This is a genomic window from Ostreibacterium oceani (assembly GCF_009362845.1).
Classification (GTDB): Bacteria; Pseudomonadota; Gammaproteobacteria; order Cardiobacteriales; family Ostreibacteriaceae; genus Ostreibacterium; species Ostreibacterium oceani.
Genome location: NZ_WHNW01000002.1, coordinates 326,703 through 350,176 on the forward strand (window position 1 = coordinate 326,703; position 23,474 = coordinate 350,176).

Here is a 23,474-nt window from a genome sequence, read left to right on the forward strand (position 1 = left end):
GCCGCCAAGACGCAATCAAAGGCGTTAACAAAGGCGCGATCAAAGGCGTTAGCAAAACCCTTTTCACGTTTACCGCTTACCGCTTACCGCTTACCGCTTACCGCTTACCGCTTTCACGCTTTCACGCTTTCACGCTTTCACGCTGCTCCAAAACTACTGGACAACACCGCTAGACAACACTGCTAGACAAAATCGCTAGAAGACTGTCAATTTGCATTACCACAATCATCGCCATAATCACCGCATAATCATTGCGATACCGATACATTGCTATACATACATTAGCGGCATAAAAAAAGCGAGGCCGAAGCCTCGCTTTTACTACATATAATTTAAATTAATAAATTATGGCGTTGCTGTTAGCAATCTATGGTAACGCTTTACCATAAACGTGATCGAACAACGCCGCGTAGTTAGCTAGTGTAGAACCACCACCTAGTGTACCGTTTTGTGCAGCTTGTGCAGCAAAACCAATGGCAGGCATACCAGCTAATGTAGCGCCAGTAACTTGCTGAGCACTAAAGTCAAGCTGTGCCCAACCTGCTTGCCAACCTGCTGGCACGTTGATTTGGCTTGCTAGCGTTGAGTCTAGTACCGAACGATCGGCTGCAAACTCAAGGACGTTAACTTCGAAAAGCATACGACCAGTGTTTGTGCCAGATGGTGAGAAGTCGATATCTGCAGTTACAGTTTCTTCTTCACGGTCATACAGACTCATTTCAATATCAACTGCAAAGCCGTTATCAAATGGTGCTAAACCGTTGAATACATCAGCTTCTAGAGGACCTGGTGTTGGGTCTAAACCAAACTGACCAGACTTGAAGTCTGCCGCAGTTGAGTCGCCGTTCACGAAGAAGTGCTTAGTTGGGAAAGTAACTACCCAATCGGTTGCACCATTCACAGAGTCAGCCACGTAGAACTGGTTAGACAAGCTAGCAACAGACAATGCTGCTGATAATGCTTCGACCGTAGAGCCTAAGCCTGCATCATTAACTACTGCTTGTGCGCCAGCCGCATCTGTGTAAGCGATATCAGCATCAACACTACCCATAACCAAAAGTGTACCAGCCTGTACTGTTTGGCCATTTAGGTTTGGATACGAGGTGCCTGGGAACGTGTGTGCATTCGTCGCATCAGTAGCCGCGTCTAAATCCCAGAAGTCAGCAATCGCTGTCGCACTGTAACCACGGTCGATACCATTGGCAACATCGATAATTTCGGCTGTACCGAATAGGCCGCCTGTTGGCGCATGCAAGAACTGTGCTTCGTTAGTCGCCCAAGGACCTGATCTGAATAAATCAACTAAGGCTTCGCAATCACCAGGAACGCCATTAACGTGCTTGATGTAGGTCTTGATTAAAGCGGCCGTTGCTGGGTCAGCGTCATCTTCGATGATACCCATTTCGATCATTTCGATATGACCTTCTGCTAATCGCTCAACAGGATCAATATCGTCAAACGCTGCAGGCTCTTGGTCTTGTGCATAGCTATCAATATTGAATGTACGCAAGTCAACTCTGCCGTTAATTGCAGGCGCAGTACATGAGGTATCAGGCGTATAAAGCTCTGGCACACCGTCCTCACCCATTGTCAAACCACCCGCCCATACATCATAAGGTGATAGGTATAAGTTAAAGTCAAGAGCTTCCCATGTGTTCACACCTTCGTTAATACGAACCTTAACGGCTTTGTACTCATTTGTGGTGTTAACAACGTGGAAGTAAGTATCCTTACCACCGTTTACAGTGTAGTATGGGTAAAGTAATACTTGGCCCTTCCCGTCTGGGTTAACGTGCACAGCCGTCGCTGCACCCGACATCCCCAATAGTACTGCTGCTGAAATCAGCTTCTTGTTCATATTTATTCTCCTAATATTGTGAGTTAATTCTCAATTTGCAAATTCAAACAATCCGTACCACCTATTCTAAACCCGTTTTGGTAAAAAAACAACAAAACGTTTAAAAATACCACGACTTTTTTGTATCATTTCGCTTAACTTCGGTTAATGCGCTGTTAATAAAGCAATAAACTAGGCGATGACCTAGGCGATAACCTAGGTAATAATCGGCGGCCATGCTGATGGGCGACCATCCTGATGCGTGCCTATTTTAATGTTCAACGCTTACTTCTCAGCGCTTACTTCGCCTCAAAATACCACCAATCATCGTTTTCCTTGACCCATTTTTCATCCAATGGACGTCCGCCAGGAAAATCTTTGTACTGGTATTTAACAAACACTTTGACATCGCATGCGGTCTCTGCCTCGTTACATTCGATTGACTGCACGTCCGCCTCTAAATAATTCAACCCACGCCCATAACTCAATTCATACGCTTCACGTTCGTAGAGTTTTTGTTGCGCAGGGCTTAAAAAATCATACAGCCCATAGACTTTGCCTGCAATACGGATATCCCAACGCTGTAGGGCTTTTTCAGTAATGACCTCTGCGGCAGGCGCCTCGTCTTTGCAACCCAACAATAATGACGTTGATACAATCGATGCCACGGTCATGGCAATGCCTACTTTTTTTATCATTGCGAATATTTCCTCTTTGTTTCATTATAAATATCTAAGCCTTTCATGCGCTGTCTGAACTCTCGGGTAATATTCAGCGCTTCGTCTGCATTTCTCGCCACGCGGGGTGTAACCAACACAATCAACTCGGTGCGAGTCGTGTTGCGCCCCGTTGAACGAAACAGCGCACCCGCAAGCGGAATATCCTGTAATAACGGCACACCATTGCGGCTGGTATTGCTTTGCTCTTGGATTAACCCGCCTAACACAATCGTCTCACCGTCTTGGGCATTAATCGCACTGGCAATCTCTCGGGTAAAGATGTTCGGGGCATCATCACTTCCCGTGCCACTGTTTCGACTGACCCGCTGTTTAATCGTTAACTGTACCACGCCACCGGCATTGACCCGTGGCGTAATCTCTAAATCAACGCCTGTGTTTAAATAAGTCGTCGAGGTGCTCACGATATCTCCATTCTGAATAACTGGATTAGGAATCGCAATATCTTCACCGACATTCATGGTCGCTGTTTCGTTATCCAGCACCATGAGCGACGGCGTGGATAGAAACTGTGCTAGGCCTTTTTGTGCCAATGCGTCGATTGTCACATTCACCCTGCCTGCGATATTGGCAAGCGTATAGTTAAACCCACCCGCAGCTTTCTCAGGAACTTGGGACACACTAATCCCTTGCTGACTTCCCCCTTCACCTCCTTTTTCTAAAAAGTATTTAAATCCATAGCGCAAATCATCGGTCAAGTTTATCTCTGCAATCACCACGTCTAATAAGACTTGCAACTTAGGCACATCAAGCTGGCGTAGTGCTTGCAATACTAAATCATAATTTGCTGGCGTTGCCTTAATCACCAAAGAATTATTCACTTCGTCAGCGGTAATTGTCGCCTGCGCGCCCGCAACGGCATTACCAGAACGCCCCCCAGCATTCGAACTTAAACTCGACTGCAGCGTTGCCGACCCCCCTGTGCTGCCTGTGCTAGCGCTGCCCGCATTACTAGCATTAGACGCTGCACCCACCGCTGCCGGCGACGTCACCCGTACTGGGGTTTGCCCTGGCGCAACCGACGGGTCTCGTGGCGTTGAAGTACTCGTACTTGACGAGGAAGAAGCAAAAATACCACTCAATACGCCCGCCAAATCCTCAGCGCGCCCATTCTGCACACGGTAAACATACAGCCGCTCGGTCTCGCCATTATTGGTGCGATCAAGCTTTTCTAACCAGCGTCGTGCTTCAACCAAATAGTTTTCTTGGCGCGTTATCACCATGACGGCATTGAGTCTTTCCATCGGGATAAACTGAAACAACCCTGCAAACGGCGTAGACCCTGACGCACCAAACAACCCCTCTAATTCAGGCAGCACATCCTGAACACCGACATTTTGCAAGCGATAAACACCAATTGACATGCCTTTTAACCAATCCACATCAAAGGTGTCGATGGTCTGCTGGATGTTTGCCAGCTCAGAACTAGTACCAGCAACGGTCAGGATATTTTTCACAGGATCGACTTGCAACAGGCTGCCCGCAGGCAAAAAGGGCTCGAGGTTTTTCTGTGCTTCAGTTGCCGACAAATATTTCAGCGGAATAATACGGACTTCGTAGCCAGGCTTAAGGCTATCGATTCGCCCGACCTTAGGCGCCAGCGTACCGCGGTTGGCTTCGCCTAGCGGCAAAATGCGCACCAAATCACCGTCTTGGACAATAACCGCGCCATTGACTTTTAGCAGCGTTTCTAACGTCGGCAGTAGGTCTTCTTTGGCAATGGGTTCGCTAGTCTGTAGCGTCACTTGACCTTGCACCGCAGGTGATAAAATATAGTTTTGTTCCAACAAATCCGTCATCACAAATTTAACGACTTCACGCAAATCAGCATTTTCAAAATTTAGCGTCACAGTACCTGCCGAGCGTCCACCTGTATACTGTGGCCGTTTTGCGTTGGGGTTAACAACACTGCCTGTTGCGCGCTCTGACTCAAAAACAGGTGCTGTATCCTCTACTGACTGATTATCGCCGTTTTTGTCGCCATAAACTCCTTCAGCGCCCTCGTTTGAAAGTCGTCTATTTTCATGAATTTGTAGCGGATTTTCACGCAACAATTCCTGCTGAATTCGGCTCATGGTTTCTTGTTCCTGCAACTCACTAGCACAACCCGACAACCCCAACAAAGCAAAAACGCCCAACGCGCATAAGATTTTTTTATTCATTTTTATATTACCCATTATTCATCACCCAACGATCGTAACGACCTGACAGGTGATGTATTTGCAAACGTTCTTAATTGTAACACGGTCGTTTGTTCCCCTTGGTTAAAGACCGCAGAATCTTTATTCACTTCACTAAGCGTCCAGCCCTTATAAACCATGCCTTGCTCCAATCGCTTAACGCCATCGCCGCCTGATAAAAAAATCATGCGGACTGAGTCCGTCAAAATGACACTGACTAGCGACTCATCTAATGCTTCAATTTCTACTGGCGCTTCAGGCTCCTCTTCTGTTTCCGCAATCACCTCGACAATAGGGCGACGCGTCGAAAATAGCAGCGGTCGCTGCAAACTATCGTCTAGCTTTTCCTGCACAGCCACGTCTAAATCTGCCGCCACGATATCAATCGCTATCGTCGGATCAGGCGCTGCCGTCTGGTTGTTGACTTTATCTATCACTGAACGATAACCAACAAAAGACCAAACACTGATTGCCGCAACCAAAATCGCAACCATCGTTACCATGACAAACAACCATTTTGTAATATAATTGCGTCTAGAGGCTCTCGTTTTCATTAAATTTACGCCCCCGTCTCAGGTGTCTCAGGTGAATAGAATGCTTCAATATCCATAGACAGGCGCAGTTGACCTGTTTCGCTGATACCTTGGCGAGTTCGCTTAATCATTGGAACCATGCGTGTTTGCACAACATTCATCAATGGCTTGTAGCCAGCCAGTTCGCTCAGTATGGTCACAAACCCATCATTATCAACCACAAAACTCACGCGCACCGATACCGTGCGCGAGTTTTCGTCTGTATTTCTGGCACGCGCTGGGTTAATCGAGCTAATTTCCCCACCTGCGTCTTCAATGATTTTTTTTATCGATGATAACAACTGCGCGGCGGCCGCCTCTCTGTCAGAGACGCGCATAAATAAATTAGACTCATCGAGTAACGCCTCAAACTCACTTAACACCGCTTGTAATTCAGGCTTATTGGCAACTTGGCGCTGTAGATTAATAATTTGTTGTTCGCTGGCGCTGATATTTTTTTCGTAAAAATTCAATTTGCGAAAATACGGTACTAAAATTAGCACCGCCACCACGGCTATCATTAGCAGCGTGCCTAAAACCGTCAGTAATTTCGTTTCTTGTCGTGTCATACTATTGCGCCTGAATCACATCAAAACCAATATAAAATCGGTCTTTGCCAGACTGTCTCGCCCGGACAATCGGCGACAAAATCTGCCCATTCGTAAACAAGGGACTCGCATTAATCGTTGCCACCAACCCAGCGGCATCCAAAGACTCGCCTTTGATTTTAACTTGCTTTCCATCATAAATAAAATCGTTGACCCACGTATCATCTGGCAGTTGCCTAGCAAGCGCTTCATACAGCGTTGCAAACGCGATAGGACGCGATGCCAAAAAACTGGTCATCACCTGCTCTGCTTCGTCACGTTGCTGCCAAAGCAGCGCCTCACCCTCCGCGCCAGCTTGTAATTGAAGCACCCGCTCGTTCAACTTAATCGCTGATAGGCGCTTAAAGGCAGCAGGCACGGCAAACAATATCGCCACCAACAGACATAACACACCAATTAAAAGCCAGTTTTTATTAAAGCGGAAAAATGATTGCTTGCGACGAGAGGCGACAGGTAGTAAATTAATATTCGTCTCGTCTATCGTGCATAGCTTATCAAACAGGATACCTGCCTGAGCAAAAGCATCAATCAGCATCTGCACCTGCGACTGATGAACGATAAATAGCCGTGCAAATAAACGCTCTTCATTTTTGCGTTCTATTTTGGTGTCAAAATAAATGCTATTTTTGTCAAACGGGGTGTGTTTTTCGATCTCATACCAAACGGTTTGATTCAAATTATCAGCAATACTGACAGGAAAATCTAGCGGCTTGGACAGCACGGTTTCATTGGCAACGCGCAAGACAAGCTCGCTATCTGGATTCATTTTGGCCTTGAGCAACGTAACCACATCGTTGTCAAAATATTCGGCTTGACGCTCAAATGCGCCTAAGTTAACCAACTCACCATGCTGATTATCGACAATGGTAATACGGTCAGACTGAACATCAACGATTAGTTGCTCTTCACCGACGATGAGGTTACTTTTTACCGCCTCAGGCAAGACGCTGACTAGGGCATCACCCCAATACTGTAGCGCTTGGGTAGTGCGGCGAATTATTGATGCGCTTGCTTTTGAAGCATCATCTGCAAACATAATGACTGTCCTATTTTTACGGTTTTTACTAACATATTAATTGGTTTCTTATCGTTATCTTTATAATTATAAACCATTTTATACTTATTCAGCTACTAATTCTTGCTGTCTTTGTTCTGCGGCGGCGATTAATCCTTGCTTTGACTCGGCATCCAATAGACCGCGAACCAGTATTTGAAAAGCGCCATTCCTATCAGGTCGTGCCTGCATAACAGCATAGACCGATTCGCTTTGCCCATCAGGCGTTATTGCATAGGATAACACACGATAATGGCGGCTGCGAACACCAAAGGCCAAATACGAACCAAAAAGTTCAGTTGATTCAACTGCAATCACTTCATCGTTATGCTGTGCTTCACGCAGTGCATGCACCTCGGCAATGGCCGCTTCATCAAGACCTAACATTGCCAAAACAGCATCTGGCGCGGCCATGGCATCGATTTTCCTACCGCCATAAACAGTAATCAGTGGCTTAATTTGCCGATAAGTTGCTGGAGAAACACCATACACCTGCGCTAACTCCTCGGTGAATAAGAATCGACGATGTTTCGGCAAAGGTAAATCCGCTTGTAAATAATCGGCATCAGAAACTGAGCTACCAACTGGCACATCCCCTGCGCCGCGCCAGTGCATGACATTATCAGCCAGCTGTTCAGCGTCAACCTCCTCTAAGCCTGCGTAGACAAATAGCAAAGTTAACAGCCCTTGATCTGCCTGATTGATATCTACTCGTCCTGCTTCTGATACGATACGCACAAAAACCTCACCGCCAGAAAATGTCGCTTGGTATAGCCTGCCATCAGGCTTCCAGCGCACTTCAGCATCGCTATCTTGCATCGCATACATGGCATAATTCACCCCTGAATACGCACTGTATCGCGCCTGTACCCGCGTGCTGACGACATCAATTGCCTCTGTCTCACGATTGACATTCAGCACATAGTTGGCAGACAAGCTAAGCAACACCCCCATGGCGACTAATACCGCAATCAAGACGATGCCTTGCTGTTTTTTCATCGTAAAGCCGCCTGGTTAAGCCCAATAACCACATTTTCCCACGATGCCCTAACAGGCGTATCAAATCGTGAGTCGTTATCATCAACGCGATCGATTGTCAGACGCACCGCTAACGGAAAAGTCGTTCCCTCTGTCCATTCAGACAGCCATTGGGGCGCAATATCAACCTCGGGTGTTACGTCAGGCGGATAACCATAGTATTCAAACCGAACACGCGACACATCCGTCATTAACACTTCTGAGGCTTCAGGCCCTGCCAATGTCTCAGCCAAAGACGTTTCGCTTAACGGCCAATATTTCACCACCAGCGCTGCGTTATCGACCTCAGCGCTAGTCTCAACGGTAAATGCAAACACATAAACCCCCATTGCTTGTGCATTAGCGACAGGCAAAGGTGCAGCAAGATAAAGTATATCTTCACGGCCTTCAAACGTAATGCTCGCCCCTTGCGGCCCTTCTGCCCAAACGAGCGGCTTGGCGTTTTCTAGCATTTTGCGCATAAACCCCATCGCAATCGTATCATTTTCGGTTGCGCGAATCGTGGCATCACTGTCATACCAAACTTCTGCGCCGTAGGCCAACAGCTTCATAACGGCCACGAGAATCAATGTCGTCAATCCCAAGGCAATGAGTATTTCCAATAACGTAAATCCACGCGCACACCGATTATTCATAAGCGCACCCAATCAAAAACGCAATGGGTCATCGCTAGGCGCTTGATTCGATAAATCACTGGCCTGCGCCTTTAATGACACAATACGGATGGTATTATCGTACGCTGATGACCCCCAGGTAATGGCGACTTCAATATGATGCAGACCAAATCCAGGACGCGCTTCGCCGTGGTAAGGCTGGTCGGTCACTGAAATGTTATACGTAAACGGTGTCCCGTCAATCATACCTTGACCTGCGGCTTCATTGACATCATCGAATAATAGCGCCTCATCCATTTTGGATTGCGCCCAAATATAGGCTTGGCTTTCGCGTTCGACGTCTAGTGTAGTCTCTACACCACTTGCATACAGTTGAGCAACGGCTGCCGCAACACCCGCCAAAATCGCCAAGGCAATCATTGTCTCCAACAGCGTAAACCCTGCCGACAAAGTCACCTTCGCCGCTGAAGCCACCCTCGCCGATGAAGTTAACTTGCCCTGTCTACAACGCATCGAATTCCTCTAAAATATTCACCTGACCCGTCATCCAAACAACATCAACGGCACGTTTGTCTTCACCCAAGACTAATGTCACCCGCCCACCACTGGATGCGCCATCGGGGTAAAACCGAATACCTGCGCGATCACCTTCGACCTCGGATTCTGCGGTCAAGACATCTAACGCAATACTGCCATCAATCGCATTTTGCCGCTCACCCGGGGCAGTCACCGTTTTATTGACCATATCAAACACAACGACACGCTCGGATTGTGAAGTCATCGCCAAACTACGTGTATAGCGCAGCACGCCAGCAACCGTTCGTGTCTCTTCTGCCAACAAGTAGTGATTTCGACCTGCCATAATGGCAGGCACAACCAAGGCAGATAATGCGCCGATAATCGCCAGTACAATGAGAATTTCTAATAGCGTAAACCCGTCATGACTTTTCTTCACAGTACAGGATTGGTTCACATTGACGGCATTCGTCATTTAAAAAAACCCACTAAATCGCATCACGCGGTAGCCTATCGCTGATTTATAGTTGCCAGTTACCGATGTCTTCATCAGGCCCTTCACCGCCCGCTCTGCCGTCGGCACCGAATGAGTAGATATCAAACCGACCGTGTTGACCTGGCTGACGGTATTGATAATCACTACCCCAAGGGTCAACCAATTGCCCTTCGCTGAGATACGGCCCATTCCAACGTCTGACATCGCTAGGCTTTGTCATTAATTCTTGTAAATTGCTGGGTAACCTTTTCGTGTGCTGCCTAAACGTGGCAATCGCCCCTTGAATACCTGCCATTTGCTGATAAGCCAATTCTTTATTCGCTTGATCTTGCTTGCCTGATATCGCAACCGCCACACCACCAACGATAGCGCCAATAATCGCCAATACAATGAGAATTTCTAACAACGAAAACCCACCTTGTTTCGTTGCGCCGCTTGGTGAGGCACCTGGTTTTTTTGCCATTAAAGTCTGTTGATTCATTACTTATTCCTCCTGTTCATTCTACGTTCATTCTAAAATAATACCTGCGGACGTGCCACCCACATATGCCATAAATACGAACGATGCAAAATGGCTGCCACCGTCTGGCGGGCAAAATACGTCGCATTTTCTGTGGCGGATGTCGCGATTAAAAACGCCCCATCAAATTCACGCAACCCCGTCCTAATATCGCACCCTAACACCACGCTAAAGACGGGTAGCTGGCGACGCTCGGCCAACTTAAAAAATCCTGACATCACATTGAGCTTACCTAACTCAGTTTCAATCTTAAAGGCACCCACCCCAGCCGTTTCAGGCACATCGGGCGCAACCAATAGCGTTTCGCCTGCGCGCAACGCGCGTCGAATCGTCAACATATCGCTGGGATAAATGACGGTTGTATTCGCACGGTGTGCTAACGCCCATATCCTTAGACGACATAGTATATTATATCCAGAAAACTTTTTCTCTATTGGATTAACTAACAGGTTTGATTTAACGCCTTTGGCCGCCAAATAACGGTACAACCAAATACCTGCGCCATAATGCGGAAAAAAAATCATCGCTTGTTTGCTTAGGCGTTCATCGAAATTGTGCTGCACATACCGGGTTAAATACCGCTGCCCCCGCGTCAAGCACAAAAACACATCCGCGGCATCAATCATACGAATGACTTTGCAGTATTGCTGCCATCGTTTTTCGTCATCCACGAGCCCAGACTGCGCTGCTTGCTCCGACATAGTGGGCACATAGTCATGATAAAGCCAAGACCATTTAGCCAGCTGATGAAAAACAAACACGCACCAACGCCACGGCAATATCACGGCTAAACTCGGGATGAGCAAATGCTCCACAAATCCGCGAATTTCCTGAATCAACCGTCGCCAAAAAGAAAACATCATTTAGATTGTCATTGATGGGTTAACTCAACGAAAAAATCGCAAAAATAACACCCAACATAATAAACACCACCACCGCTGCGATACAAAGCACCGACAATGGGGCAATTTTAGCGACAATGGCATCGGTTTTATCCCTGACTTCCTTATCATACAAATCCGCGACTTTTAATAACATTTTTTCTAGCTTGCCCGTCTCCTCGCCCACGCGAATCATCTGCACGCCCATCGTAGGAAATTGACCCGAGGCAATCAATACATTCGCCATGCCACGCCCTGACTTTAGCGATTGCAAACCACTTTCTACTGCTTCACTCAGTACCTGATTGCCCATGGCTGATTTAACGCTACGCAGCGCAATCGCTAGCGGCACACCATTCGTCAGCATCGTCCCCAAAGTTCGAGAGAAAATAGCCAATTCCTTGCTACGAACCAAATCACCCAACAAACGGGAATTAATCAATCGTTGATCGCGCCAACGTTTTTTCTGCGGGCTACGCAACAAATACTGAATATACGCAGCTAGCATCAGAATCACCATCAAAAACACGTACCAATAGTTCGTCAACCCATAACTGGCAACAAAAATAATATCCGAAATAAAGGGCGGGTCGGTTTGGTTTTTTTCAATCATTTCGGCAAAGATAGGCACGACGCTAAACATCAAATAAAGCACCACACCAACACCCACAATTAATAGCAAGATTGGATAAAACAGGGCTTTTTTAACTGCCGCACGAGTTTCTAACTGTTTTTCAATATATTCAGATAACTGCTCCAATACATTCACTAACGAGCCAGACAACTCGCCTGCGTGCACCAACCCGACGTAACTCTCAGAAAAAACGGCATTCTGTGACTGCATGGCTTGGGATAACGATTGCCCTGACTTTACTTTGGCAAGAATATCCTCGAGCACCATACGCCACGGTGGGCTTTCTTCCATCTCGATTAAAATAGACAACGAACGATCCAGTGATAATCCTGCTTCTAGCAACGTCGCCAATTCCATCGTAAAAACCGCAATGACCTTATCATCGATTGACTGGCGCCCGATTTGATTTAACGTAAAAGCCAAATTCGAGGCTTTTTTAATATTCAGCGGGATTAACCCCTGTGATTTAATGTGTTCAACGACACCCTGTTCATCGGCTGCTTCTACATGGCCTTTGACCATATCGCCATGCTGATTACTGGCACGGTAGTTGAATTTACGCATGGTTTAGCCTTCCTGCTGCGTCACACGTAAGACTTCTTCTAACGTGGTCATTCCTGCAGCGACCTTGAGTATACCGTCTTCAAACAAAGTACGCATCCCCTGTGCGCGTGCGGTTTGGCTCAACTCTTGCGCCGTGGCGCGTTTTAAAATAACCTGCCGTAGCTTGTCATTGATGGGCATAAACTCTGTAATCGCCAAACGCCCTTTATAACCCGTACCGCCGCAGTGCGCGCAACCCACAGCGGCATGTGATTGCATCTCTCGCCCTCGAAGGATATCCGTTACGCATAATTCATCGGCTAATTTAGCATCGATAGGTACGGGGGTTTTGCAATGTTCGCATAGTTGCCGCAACAATCGTTGCGCTAAAATCCCAATCACCGTTGTTGCTATCATATAGTCTTCTATCCCCATATCTAGCAATCGGCTAATAGAGCCAGGTGCATCGTTAGTGTGCAGTGTTGATAACACCAAGTGCCCCGTCAATGCAGACTGTACGGCAATTTGCGCTGTCTCTAAATCCCGCATCTCACCCACCATAATCACATCTGGGTCTTGCCGTACAATCGCACGCAGCGCCGAAGCAAATGTCAGTCCAATCTGTGGCTTGACTTGAATTTGATTCACGCCCTCTAGCTGGTATTCGACGGGGTCTTCGGCGGTAATAATCTTGCGCGTTGGGCTATTAATGTGGCTCAACGCCGTATAAAGCGTGGTTGATTTTCCCGAACCCGTAGGCCCTGTCACCAAAATAATACCATGTGGCTGATTTAACACAGCCAAAAACTGATTCAGCAATTCAGGCTCAAACCCAAGTTTCACAAAATCCAATATCACTTGTTCGCGGTCCAAAATCCGCATGACAACGCTCTCACCCCATAGTGTTGGCGTGGTTGAGACCCGCAAATCTAAATCTTTGCCTTGCACCCGAAATTGAATGCGTCCATCTTGGGGCAGCCGACGTTCGGCAATGTTTAGCTTCGCCATAATTTTGACGCGTGAAATAACCGCAGCCGATTGTTGCGCAGATAACGTCTCAGCTTCTACCAATACGCCATCGATGCGATATCTGACTTTCATGCGATTTTCAAATGGTTCTATATGAATATCCGATGCGCGCTGCTCAACGGCTTGTTGCAAAATACCATTGACCAACCGAATCACGGGCGCATCATTGGCTAAATCCTTTAAATGCTCAATGTCGTTTTCATTGACACCAAAAAGGCTCATGTCATCGCTATCGCCTTTGTGCAATTTTTCAAAAAAGCGCTCGATATCGACAGGTAATCCAATAAGGGCGTTGATTTTCTTGCCCGTAGCAATCGCAAGGCTTTGGATTAAAAATTGATCGCGAGGATCGACCATCACCACATCTAAGCGCTCGTCCGTCACGGCAATCGGCAGCAAGGCGTTTTCAACGAGAAACTGCTCAGGCACGCCAATACTAGACAAATCTAAGTCCTCAGGAATATTAGACTCTTCAATAATTTTCACCTCAAGCAGATGCGCCAATGTTTCGGCCAAATGCCGATCGGACAAGCTACCAAGCTTCACCAACAGCTTTAGCACCGAGTCACTGGTGGTCTCACTCACTTTTTGTGCACGCAACAAACTATCCTCACGCAAATAGCCTTTGCTGAGTAATTGTGCAATCACAGTATCATCAGAAACTGTGGCTAAAGTATGACTTGGCATATAGGTTTATTCCTTTTGTTAACGCGTTTTGTTAGCGCGTTTTGTTAGCGCGACTGGGCGGTATAATAATCAATGGTTTTCTCGATTGCTGAGGCAAAATCATGTTTTGCTTGCCAATTTAAAGTCTGATTTATCTTACTACAATCGATTGCATAACGCCAATCATGACCTGCACGATCATCGATATATTCGATTAAATCCGCATGAGGCGAAGCCGCTGGATAGCGTTGATCCAACTGCGCACAAATCAGACGCACCACCTCGTTATTAGACAATTCAACGCCGCCGCCCACTGTATAGGTTTGTCCGTTTGCCCCTTGTTTAATAATTTGCCAAATCGCTTCACAGTGATCGATGACAAACAACCAATCTCGACGATTCGTGCCATCCCCATAAACGGGAATGGATTTACCAGCACATGCGTTGCGAATCACGGTAGGAATCAGCTTTTCTTCGTGCTGGCCTGGACCATAGTTGTTTGAACAATTACTCAGTGTAACCGGTAATTGATAAGTTCGGTGCCACGCACGCACCAAATGATCTGAGCTTGCTTTAGACGCCGAATAGGGTGAGCTGGGGTCATACGCCGTTTGTTCATTAAACGCAGAGTCGGTCAATGCTAACGAGCCAAACACTTCATCCGTTGACACATGATGAAATCGCACCTCATCAGCAGTGCGATTTTGCCAATAATGCCTTGCCATTTCCAGTAACACCGCCGTTCCTACAATATTGGTCTCTACAAACGCCATCGGACCGCTAATCGAGCGGTCTACATGGCTTTCTGCGGCAAAATTAATCACACAATCGAATTGATACTCAGCGAACAGCGCATCAAGCCGTTCCGTGTCTGTAATTGACGCCTTAACAAAATGATAGTTTGGGGCGTTGATATCCGACAAGTAAGCTAGATTGGCTGCGTAAGTCAGCTTATCCACATTGACAATCGTCGCATCCGTCTGGGATAACAACCAACGAATGAAATTAGCGCCAATAAAACCAGCGCCCCCAGTAATTAATATCGACTTTGGATTAAACATGACGTTTCCCTTGTTTTGTTAGCATATTATGCGTTTTTTATCTCAGCGTCAGCTGATTCAGTGCTTGTTAATTCGGTGCTTGTTAATTCGGTGCTCGCTAGCTGGTTTACCACAGACACAAGCCCTGACTGCCAGTCGTGACGTTTAACACCCCAGACAGCGGCTATATGCTGGCAGCACAATTCACCATTTTTGGGACGTACCAGGTTACTCGGCCAGTGACTGGCAGCCACAGGCAAAATACGCGCGGCGGTGATATCAGGCATGGCCTCTCTTGACAAGGCAACTATCGCATTGCCAAAGTCAAACCACGAACAAGCTGGGCTATCTGCGTAATGGTATAGGCCAAATTTTGATGCCAATTCAGGGTCATCTTGGTGGTTTTTTAGCGTATGCACCAATTGTGCAATCATGACAGCCAAATGTCCTGCATAGGTGGGGCAACCAAATTGGTCGCTGACGATTTCTAACTCATCGCGCTTTTTTGCCAGATTAACGATTGTCTTGACAAAGTTTTGACCGAATTCAGAAAACACCCAGCTCGTTCGAATAATAATGTGCTTTTCTGTTATTTTTTGAATCAATAATTCACCCAGCCGCTTGCTGGCACCATACACATTTAACGGGTTAGGCGTGTCGTTTTCCTGATAGCCTCCGACCTTCTCACCGTCAAACACATAATCCGTTGATACATGGATAAGCGTTGCGTTTCGATGCGCGGCAACCCGAGCGATTTCAGCAACGCTAGCGGCATTAACGGCATAAGCCAGGCCTGGTTCCTTTTCTGCCCGACTGGTATCGGTATAAGCACTTGCATTGACGATAATATCGGGTGAAAAAGCCATCAGGCGCTCAAAAACCAGCCCCGTATCCGCCATATCGAGCGCATCCCGCGACAAATAAACGGCGGTATCGCCCAAGGTTTGCTGTAAGTAGCGCCCCAATTGCCCCTGTTTACCAATAACTACAATTTTCATCTCTGTCTCTAGTTTACCATTTGTTCATTTATCTTAAGTAACGGCCGTGTTTCCCACCGTGCCCTGGCTTCACGTCAACAAGCGCAACTAACAGGGGCAATAATACCCAACAATCTCGCAAAGACTCAATCGCTCAAAAACTCAATCGCCCAAAGACTCAATAGTGTGGCAATTGTGCTTTTGGTTTTTCTGACAGTCGCGAGGCTTGCCGATCTTTATCCGACAACGACAGCGTCAAGTTCGAAATCTCACCCCAATCGATACCAATCTCTGGATCATTCCACAATAAGCTTTGTTCGCTTTGCGGATGGTAATAATCCGTACAATTGTATTCAAAGTCTGCCGTTTCTGATAGTACCAAAAAGCCATGCGCAAAGTTCGCTGGCACATAAAATTGACGGTGTGACACATCGTCTAAAATACAACTTGCCCATCGCCCAAAAGTTGGCGAACCAATTCGTATATCAACCGCCACGTCTAGGACTTTACCGCGGCTCACGCGGACTAATTTGCCTTGCGGTTGTGTTAATTGATAATGAAGCCCCCTCAACACGCCTTGTCGCGAACGCGAATGGTTACTTTGTACAAAAGCAGGCAACCCTATCGCTTGGTAAGCATCCAACCGAAAGGTTTCTAAGAAAAAACCCCGCGAATCTCCGAACACTGGTGGTTCGATAATCAAGACGCCTGGTAGCGCCGTTTCGGTTACTTGCATCGCCATTTTTTTGCCTCGTTTTTTCGCTTCGTTATTCTGTTCATTATTTCAACAGTGTCATTAAGTACTGCCCATAGCCGCTCTTTATCGTGGTTTGCGCAATCGCCGCCAATTGCGCGGCATCAATAAAACCCTTGCGATAAGCGATCTCTTCTGGACAACAGATTTTGAGTCCTTGACGCGCCTCGATGACTTGAATGAAGTTCGCCGCCTGCATTAGCGAATCATGCGTCCCCGTATCCAGCCACGCAAAGCCTCGCCCTAGCTTCTCGACAAACAAGGATTGCTGTTGCAAGTAAACCCGATTCACATCGGTAATTTCTAACTCGCCGCGCGGGGAAGGCTTGATAGATTTTGCGATATCAACAACCGTATTGTCATAAAAATACAACCCCGTTACCGCATAATTTGAGGCGGGCACCTCAGGCTTTTCTTCGATTGAATTCGCCTGCCCTTTGTCATCAAACCCGACAACACCATAACGCTTTGGGTCATTCACATAATAACCAAAAACCGTCGCGCCGCTTTGCCTCGCATCCGCTAAAGTTAATTGCTCAGCCAACCCATGACCATAAAAAATATTATCCCCCAAAATCAAACTCGCGGAATGTCCGTCCAAGAAATTTTCACCAATCAAAAACGCTTCAGCCAAGCCATTAGGCGCCGCTTGCTCCGCAAAAGAAAAATTCATCCCCCATTGCGCCCCATCACCTAATAGCGCTTCAAAGGCAGGCAAATCCCGTGGTGTTGATATAATCAACACATCGCGAATCCCCGCCAACATTAAACACGTTAATGGATAATAAATCATCGGCTTGTCGTAAACTGGCATTAGTTGCTTGCTTACCGATAAAGTTAACGGATGCAAGCGTGTCCCTGAACCGCCCGCTAAAATAATACCTTTTCTTTTTTTCTGATTCATTGCTGAAGTTTCGGCAGTCATTTCGGCAGTCAGACTTTTTTTATTTGTCTGATTGGCATTGATTTGGCTGGCATTTGTTTGGTTGACGTTGGTTTGGTTGACATTGGTTTGGCTCATTGTTTAGTTCATCTCGCGTTTTTAATTAACAGTCAGTGGGTATCGTCGCAGTCAGCTAGTATCACCAGAGGCGACTTTCTCAGGAATTATTTCGTCCCTTGTGAAAATCTACTGGAATTTTCTCCGTTGACGATCAAGCTGACAATCAAGTTGACAGATAGACCGACACTAGTCATGCTCTGGCAAATACTGTGCAATCCCATAACCCGCTTGCCCAGCGGCGACAATAATCTCCGTTTTATCGCGCGCATTTTCCATCACTTCCATCAACGCCCATAATACCGTAGAACGCGTACCCGTGGTACAATAAGACAGCACTGGCTTGGCACAACCCTCGATGATGGCTTTATAATCCGTCACAGCGGGATAGCTGAGCTGTTCAATGGGCTGATAGATTAGCTCAATATTAAATTCAGCGAGTGCGTCCAAGATGGACTCATGCATCAAATGTGGCTCATGCAATTCTCCATCAGGGCGGTGACAAACGACTGTTTTTACACCCGCTTCAGCAATGGCTTGTGCATCCTCTGGGCGTAGCTGTGGGGCGACCCATTGTTGGCTATCTAGCTGTTTCATTTTTAACATAGTTTACTCGTAATCATAGTGGTTTATCGGGTGATTATCATGTTTGACTTTGATGTATTCAGGCACAAGTGCATGCACTATCTGCTCAACCCCTTCGTAATCAAACGCTTTGGCTGCTGCGCGCAATCGTAACAGCTGAGCGGTCAAATCTGCTTCTGAAATACTGGGTTCTTTGCCACGCTTAATCATTGGATGACAAGTCGCTTCGGTTTCTCCTGTAATTAGCAGCTCTTCATACATTTTCTCGCCTGGTCTCAATCCCGTGTAGACAATCGCGATCCCATCATCCATACTATCATTTTTTACCGTATAACCTGACAAATGAATCAATTGTTCTGCTAATGCTTTTATTTTAATGGGCTTTCCCATATCCAATAAAAATACATCTCCGCCTGCACTGATTGCACTAGCCTGAATAACCAATTGCGCAGCTTCAGGAATGGTCATAAAAAAGCGGGTTACCTCTGGGTGCGTCACAGTCACTGGTCCGCCACTGCGTATTTGCTGCTGAAACAATGGAATAACAGAACCAGAAGACCCAACCACATTACCAAAACGCACCATGGAAAATTTGGTTTGGCTGCCGCTTTGGTGTTTTGCCTGTAAAATCATCTCCGCAACCCGCTTTGATGCGCCCATTAAATTCGTTGGCCTGACGGCTTTGTCAGTAGAAATTAAAATAAACAGTTCGACCCCAGCGTGCTGTGCCGCTTCAACCACGGCATGCGTACCAAACACATTATTTAACACCCCTTCGATAGGATTGTTTTCAACAATGGGCACGTGCTTGTAAGCTGCCGCATGGTAGACCACATTGACTTGGTTATCCTGCATCAAGCGCTGCATTCGACGGCGTCGCAAAACGGAGCCTAATTGGTATTTCACCGTCACGCCGAGGTTTTCATTTTGAATGATGGCCTCTAGCGTATTTTGCAGATGATAAAGCGCAATTTCAGAAATATCCAAAACGACTAATTGCGCAGGCTGTAATCGTACAATTTGGCGACATAATTCCGCACCGATAGAACCACCCGCACCTGTCACCATCACCGAAAGCCCAGAAATCGCTTGCATTAATAGCTGATTATCCGCAGGGATGGTCTGTCGCCCAATAATGTCCATGATATGGACATCGGACAAATCACTTACTTTTTTTTCGCCTCTGGTAATTTCTTGAACGCTAGGAACCGTTCGAACACGTAGTGGATACTGGCTTAGCATTTGAAAAATCTGCTTTTGCCGCGCCTTATCCAACGCAGGAATGGCGAATAACAACGTATGGACGGATTTTTTCTCAATCGTTTTCGCAATGCTTTCTTGAGAAATAATCGGCAGCCCCATTAATTTACGCCCCCACAATCGCGTATCATCATCGATAAACGCAATAGGCTTTAGGTGTGAACCCATTTGCAACATTGCACAGAGCTGCCTGCCCGCACTGCCTGCGCCATAAATCAAAACAGGTTCGCGTTTTGTTTGAATTTTTGCACGAATAAACCAACTACGCAAAAAGCGACGAAACGTAATAATCGCCCCCGTCCAAAGCAAAACCAACAGCACCCAAAAAGACAAATCTGCTTGGTAGCCAACGTACTGAGCGGCATAATAAATAGACCCAACCGACAGCAATGCTGCAATCAGCACCCGTATCAGGACTTCCTCACCAACAAATCGAAGTACCGTTTTATAGACACCGCTAATCCATAAACCCAAAATTAAACACAACACCATCCCAGCAATCATATAAACACTAGGACGATAAGGGTTGAGGGTTTCATATTGCACGGCCAAGGCAATCCAAATCGCAATCAATGCCACCAGACTATCTAACAACGCCAAGGCTAACAGCCTCAGTAACCGGGGAAATCGCTCAATCTTCATCGTCTGCCAACACCGTTACCAATACTTGTTGTACGCGATTATCCGAAAACGACAACACCGATAATTCGTAGCGACCGACACTGACTTTGGTGCCGACGCTAGGGAATACACCCAGCTCTTCGAGAATGAGTCCACTCAGTGTCTTTGGCCCATCTGTCGGTAACTCCCAGTCCAATTCTTTGTTTAGATAATTGATACTCAGCTTGCCTTGTACTTGATAGATGCCCGCTGATTTTTGGATGATGTCCTCTTCATCGGCTGATTCTGCTTCGGCAATCTCTTGCAGCCCAAGGTCACCAACAACATACTCGAGTATATCTTCTAGCGTCAATAGCCCAATGACTTCACCGTATTCGTTAACTACAATTCCCGTTTGATGCTGATGGTACTGAAATTGCTGTAGCTGTTTGCGTAGCGATGTCCCTTCTGGCACGAAATACGCTTTTCTAATCAACGGGGTCACATTCGTCTTGTCTAACGCAAGACTATCACGGTAAATACACAATACGTCGCGAATGTTTAAAACACCGATAATTTCATCAACATTGCCTTGGTAAACCAATAACCGTGAATGTTCGCTAGATAGAATGCGTTGCTGACAATTCGTCCAATCATCTGTCATGTCTAAGCCAATAATATCGCGTCTTGCCACCATAATATCTTCGACATTAATATCCTCCAGATAGAGCAGCCCTAGCATCATGTCTTGGTGGTTTTCTCCTTGTTCGGCGTAGGATTCTTGTAAAATGGCTTGCAACTCTTCTTTGCTGACAGCTGCGTCACTCATCGTAAAATGCTTTAGTCCCAACGGCTTTAGCACGGCATTCGCCAGCAAATTAACCATCCAAACGACAGGGTACAGTAACTTTAGCAGCACACGCAAAAACCAACTGGCTGGGAATGCAAATTTTTCGGCATATAGCGCCGCAAACGTTTTGGGCGCAACCTCTCCGAAAATCAGTATAAGTAAAGTCAGCACCAACGTCATAATAAATATACCGGCATCACCCCACAATCGCAAACCGATAATGGTCGCAAGCGATGCCGCAAAAATATTAATAATATTATTGCCCAGCAGTATAACGCCCAACAGTCTATCAGGGCGTTTAAGTAGTGCCAAGGCACGTGCCGCTCGAATATCGCCAGTCTGCGCTAAGTGCTTTAAGCGGTGCCGATTTAAGCGCATCATGCTGGTTTCGGAGCCTGAAAAAAACGCCGAACAAAAGAGCAAAAGGACTAATATGATGACTAATAGGTAGGTGGGAATCGAAGACACTAGAAATTTCCTATTTTCACTATGAATCAATTAGATTGACTTGTTTATCCAGTAGGATTTGCAAAACAAACGCACTGCCAAAATAAGCCAACACCAAAAACACGAATCCACTTAGCAACATAAATGCGCCTTTTTTGCCACGAAACCCTCGATAATAATGCAAAAATAAAAAACCAACAATAATCAGCCATGCAAGCAAACCAAAAAATAGCTTATGCGCCAAATGCTGCCCCCATATATCACGAATAAACAGTACCCCTGTCGCCAAAGACAACGTCAACATCAACGCCCCCACTGTCGCCGATAGCACCATTGCGCGCTCAATATAAGCAAGCGGCAAGCGTAATACACTCACCGATTTAATTTGGCGTACACTGCGATTTTTAAACAACCAAAAACTCGCATACAACGCAGCATAACCCAAGGCAATATACGCTGCCATAGACAAGACAACATGAATTCTCAGTTTGCCGCTGGTGACAATGACGCTTTCGCTGTGTATCCACACCGGTAGCCAGACACAAATCGCCGCGATTAGCGCAAGCACACAATACGTCACCGAGTCATGGCGCACAATGTAGAGCACTGCACCAATCGCCACCATACTAAAAGTCAAGAGTGACAGCATCCCCATTACCGCCGTATCATAAAAGATACCGCCCACTAGGCTCGCCACCTGTAACGCATGAAAGCCTAACGCTACTGCCATCGCCGTATAGATAACTGCCCTCGAATACGATGATTGCGTCAAGCAAAAAACCGAAGCCATGTACCCGACAAACGCGAACAAAGCCACTAGCATATTATCACGATTTAATCCCTACTATCTCATCTATTAAAGCGCCTATTATAGCCGAAGTTGATAATATTAGGTAATTTACGGTCGGTCTAATTTACAACGCGCCCTCGCGGAATCTTAACTGCTCGGCGCATCCATTTCCAGCTGATTTTCAGCGAACTGAAAACGCCTTGGTGGCTGCCCACCCACACAATGAATTCAGTCGGTTTTCAATCGGCTTTTAAGGCAATTTAGAGATTATATACGGAAGTATTATTTGAATACTTTCCTCTATTTTTTATTACTAGCCATTAATTCCAAAACTAATTCTTCGTTCTCTTTGGGGACAAAAGCAACTTGACCGAGGTGTCTTATTTCAAGATACACCTGTGAGTTATAAGCTGGTAACATTCCATATGCAATCACCATTCGCCCTGCACAACCCTGCTGATTAAACCCTCGGCTTTTGCTTATTTCCGGCTGTACTCTGAAAGCACGTTTTTTCTTGGCGAGATTTAAAAAGTGCCAGATTTTACCCCTTACAAAAGTTTCTATTCTCCCAACATACAAATAACTGTTGGAATCGTCAATCTGAAGGTCATCAGCATCAAGTGATTTCAATAACGATTTAATTCTTATTGCCCGTTTGCTTCCAGGAAAAACAATCGCTTTTTCCATATAGGTTTCTATATTTTCAACTATTGTTTTTACTGAGGTTATCCTGTTAGCGGACGGTATCTCCGCCCCCTCATACCCACCTAGTGCGTTGCTAATCAACTCATCTGAGTGCGAATTTTCACTTATATCATTTTTGTCAGAAGTTTCCTTATTTTCAGATTCTGATACTGATGACCACTTAGACAATATGAGTAAATTTTCGTCTTTAATAGCTTGTTGCGTTTCATGCTTATTTAGAAAATTTATCCCGTTAGGTTTTCTTTTATGCCAAGAGCACTCTACATCACTTTTATAATGCTTAAAATAGGCAGTTTTTCCATTTACAGTTTTACTTTTTCTTCTGGGAATTCTTGTTAGTGGTTCCTTACATTCTGGGCAAAATATGTTTCTGTAATGTTTTTCATCGACGTATTCATCTGGATACAGTCGTTCAACATTATCTTGCGAGGGATTTGTTGATTCTGTGGATGGCTTCGGGAAATGTGCGTATGTAATTGTCGCCATTGCTAACGGTCAAATAATAAATAAGTATTATACAATCAATTCATTGCACATACAA

General features: G+C 46.1%; 23 protein-coding genes. All 23 read right to left on the reverse strand.

Going from position 1 to position 23,474, the window contains the following annotated elements; genetic code table 11:
- Nucleotides 1-367 precede the first annotated feature (367 nt).
- Nucleotides 368-1,858 carry a hypothetical protein gene (locus GCU85_RS03065; protein WP_152809220.1) on the reverse strand — a complete coding sequence of 497 codons (1,491 nt, stop codon included), beginning with the start codon at nt 1,856-1,858 and terminating at the stop codon, nt 368-370.
- A 278-nt stretch (nt 1,859-2,136) separates the two neighbouring features.
- Nucleotides 2,137-2,535, reverse strand: coding sequence for a hypothetical protein (locus GCU85_RS03070; protein WP_152809222.1), 399 nt, complete (start codon nt 2,533-2,535; stop codon nt 2,137-2,139).
- Nucleotides 2,532-4,736, reverse strand: coding sequence for a type II secretion system secretin GspD (gene gspD / locus GCU85_RS03075; RefSeq protein WP_218110506.1), 2,205 nt, complete (start codon nt 4,734-4,736; stop codon nt 2,532-2,534). The genes GCU85_RS03070 and gspD overlap by 4 nt, the downstream gene beginning before the upstream one ends.
- A gap of 14 nt (nt 4,737-4,750) precedes the next feature.
- The gene (locus tag GCU85_RS03080) at nt 4,751-5,308 is read right to left on the reverse strand and encodes a hypothetical protein (RefSeq protein ID WP_152809227.1); all 558 of its coding nucleotides are present in this window, start codon (nt 5,306-5,308) and stop codon (nt 4,751-4,753) included.
- A 5-nt stretch (nt 5,309-5,313) separates the two neighbouring features.
- Nucleotides 5,314-5,895: a type II secretion system protein GspM gene (gene gspM, locus GCU85_RS03085; protein WP_152809229.1), complete on the reverse strand. Its 582-nt coding sequence runs from the start codon at nt 5,893-5,895 to the stop codon at nt 5,314-5,316.
- Between the two features lies 1 nt (nt 5,896).
- The gene (locus GCU85_RS03090; RefSeq protein WP_152809231.1) at nt 5,897-6,970 is read right to left on the reverse strand and encodes a PilN domain-containing protein; all 1,074 of its coding nucleotides are present in this window, start codon (nt 6,968-6,970) and stop codon (nt 5,897-5,899) included.
- 84 nt (nt 6,971-7,054) lie between these two features.
- Complete coding sequence (locus GCU85_RS03095) at nt 7,055-7,987, reverse strand: type II secretion system minor pseudopilin (RefSeq protein WP_152809233.1); 933 nt, start codon at nt 7,985-7,987, stop codon at nt 7,055-7,057.
- Nucleotides 7,984-8,661, reverse strand: a complete 678-nt coding sequence (locus GCU85_RS03100) for a prepilin-type N-terminal cleavage/methylation domain-containing protein (RefSeq protein WP_152809235.1) — start codon at nt 8,659-8,661, stop codon at nt 7,984-7,986. Before GCU85_RS03100 ends, GCU85_RS03095 begins: the two co-directional genes overlap by 4 nt.
- A gap of 12 nt (nt 8,662-8,673) precedes the next feature.
- Entirely contained in the window at nt 8,674-9,153 is a 480-nt protein-coding gene (locus GCU85_RS03105; RefSeq protein WP_152809237.1) for a type IV pilus modification PilV family protein, read from the reverse strand.
- On the reverse strand, nt 9,143-9,631 hold the full coding sequence (locus GCU85_RS03110) for a GspH/FimT family pseudopilin (RefSeq protein ID WP_152809239.1): 489 nt from the start codon (nt 9,629-9,631) through the stop codon (nt 9,143-9,145). Before GCU85_RS03110 ends, GCU85_RS03105 begins: the two co-directional genes overlap by 11 nt.
- 46 nt (nt 9,632-9,677) lie before the next feature.
- On the reverse strand, nt 9,678-10,133 hold the full coding sequence (gspG, locus tag GCU85_RS03115) for a type II secretion system major pseudopilin GspG (RefSeq protein WP_152809241.1): 456 nt from the start codon (nt 10,131-10,133) through the stop codon (nt 9,678-9,680).
- A gap of 32 nt (nt 10,134-10,165) precedes the next feature.
- Nucleotides 10,166-11,035, reverse strand: coding sequence for a hypothetical protein (locus GCU85_RS03120; RefSeq protein ID WP_152809243.1), 870 nt, complete (start codon nt 11,033-11,035; stop codon nt 10,166-10,168).
- A 19-nt stretch (nt 11,036-11,054) separates the two neighbouring features.
- Entirely contained in the window at nt 11,055-12,251 is a 1,197-nt protein-coding gene (locus GCU85_RS03125; RefSeq protein ID WP_152809245.1) for a type II secretion system F family protein, read from the reverse strand.
- 3 nt (nt 12,252-12,254) lie between these two features.
- Entirely contained in the window at nt 12,255-13,946 is a 1,692-nt protein-coding gene (gspE, locus tag GCU85_RS03130; RefSeq protein ID WP_152809247.1) for a type II secretion system ATPase GspE, read from the reverse strand.
- Nucleotides 13,947-13,990: 44 nt separating this feature from the next.
- Nucleotides 13,991-14,986 (reverse strand): dTDP-glucose 4,6-dehydratase, encoded by a 996-nt coding sequence (gene rfbB, locus GCU85_RS03135; protein WP_152809249.1) that lies wholly within the window; start codon nt 14,984-14,986, stop codon nt 13,991-13,993.
- 26 nt (nt 14,987-15,012) lie between these two features.
- Nucleotides 15,013-15,963 (reverse strand): dTDP-4-dehydrorhamnose reductase, encoded by a 951-nt coding sequence (gene rfbD / locus GCU85_RS03140; protein ID WP_152809251.1) that lies wholly within the window; start codon nt 15,961-15,963, stop codon nt 15,013-15,015.
- 157 nt (nt 15,964-16,120) lie between these two features.
- Entirely contained in the window at nt 16,121-16,678 is a 558-nt protein-coding gene (rfbC, locus tag GCU85_RS03145) for a dTDP-4-dehydrorhamnose 3,5-epimerase (protein ID WP_152809363.1), read from the reverse strand.
- 43 nt (nt 16,679-16,721) lie between these two features.
- Nucleotides 16,722-17,600, reverse strand: a complete 879-nt coding sequence (rfbA, locus tag GCU85_RS03150) for a glucose-1-phosphate thymidylyltransferase RfbA (protein ID WP_152809365.1) — start codon at nt 17,598-17,600, stop codon at nt 16,722-16,724.
- A 285-nt stretch (nt 17,601-17,885) separates the two neighbouring features.
- Nucleotides 17,886-18,302, reverse strand: coding sequence for a beta-lactamase hydrolase domain-containing protein (locus GCU85_RS03155; protein ID WP_152809253.1), 417 nt, complete (start codon nt 18,300-18,302; stop codon nt 17,886-17,888).
- A gap of 3 nt (nt 18,303-18,305) precedes the next feature.
- Nucleotides 18,306-20,183, reverse strand: a complete 1,878-nt coding sequence (locus GCU85_RS03160) for a polysaccharide biosynthesis protein (RefSeq protein ID WP_152809256.1) — start codon at nt 20,181-20,183, stop codon at nt 18,306-18,308.
- Entirely contained in the window at nt 20,173-21,459 is a 1,287-nt protein-coding gene (locus GCU85_RS03165) for an HlyC/CorC family transporter (protein ID WP_218110507.1), read from the reverse strand. Before GCU85_RS03165 ends, GCU85_RS03160 begins: the two co-directional genes overlap by 11 nt.
- 19 nt (nt 21,460-21,478) lie before the next feature.
- Nucleotides 21,479-22,261, reverse strand: a complete 783-nt coding sequence (locus tag GCU85_RS03170; protein ID WP_152809261.1) for a cytochrome C assembly family protein — start codon at nt 22,259-22,261, stop codon at nt 21,479-21,481.
- 267 nt (nt 22,262-22,528) lie between these two features.
- Nucleotides 22,529-23,419 carry a hypothetical protein gene (locus GCU85_RS03175; protein WP_152809263.1) on the reverse strand — a complete coding sequence of 297 codons (891 nt, stop codon included), beginning with the start codon at nt 23,417-23,419 and terminating at the stop codon, nt 22,529-22,531.
- Nucleotides 23,420-23,474 lie beyond the last annotated feature (55 nt).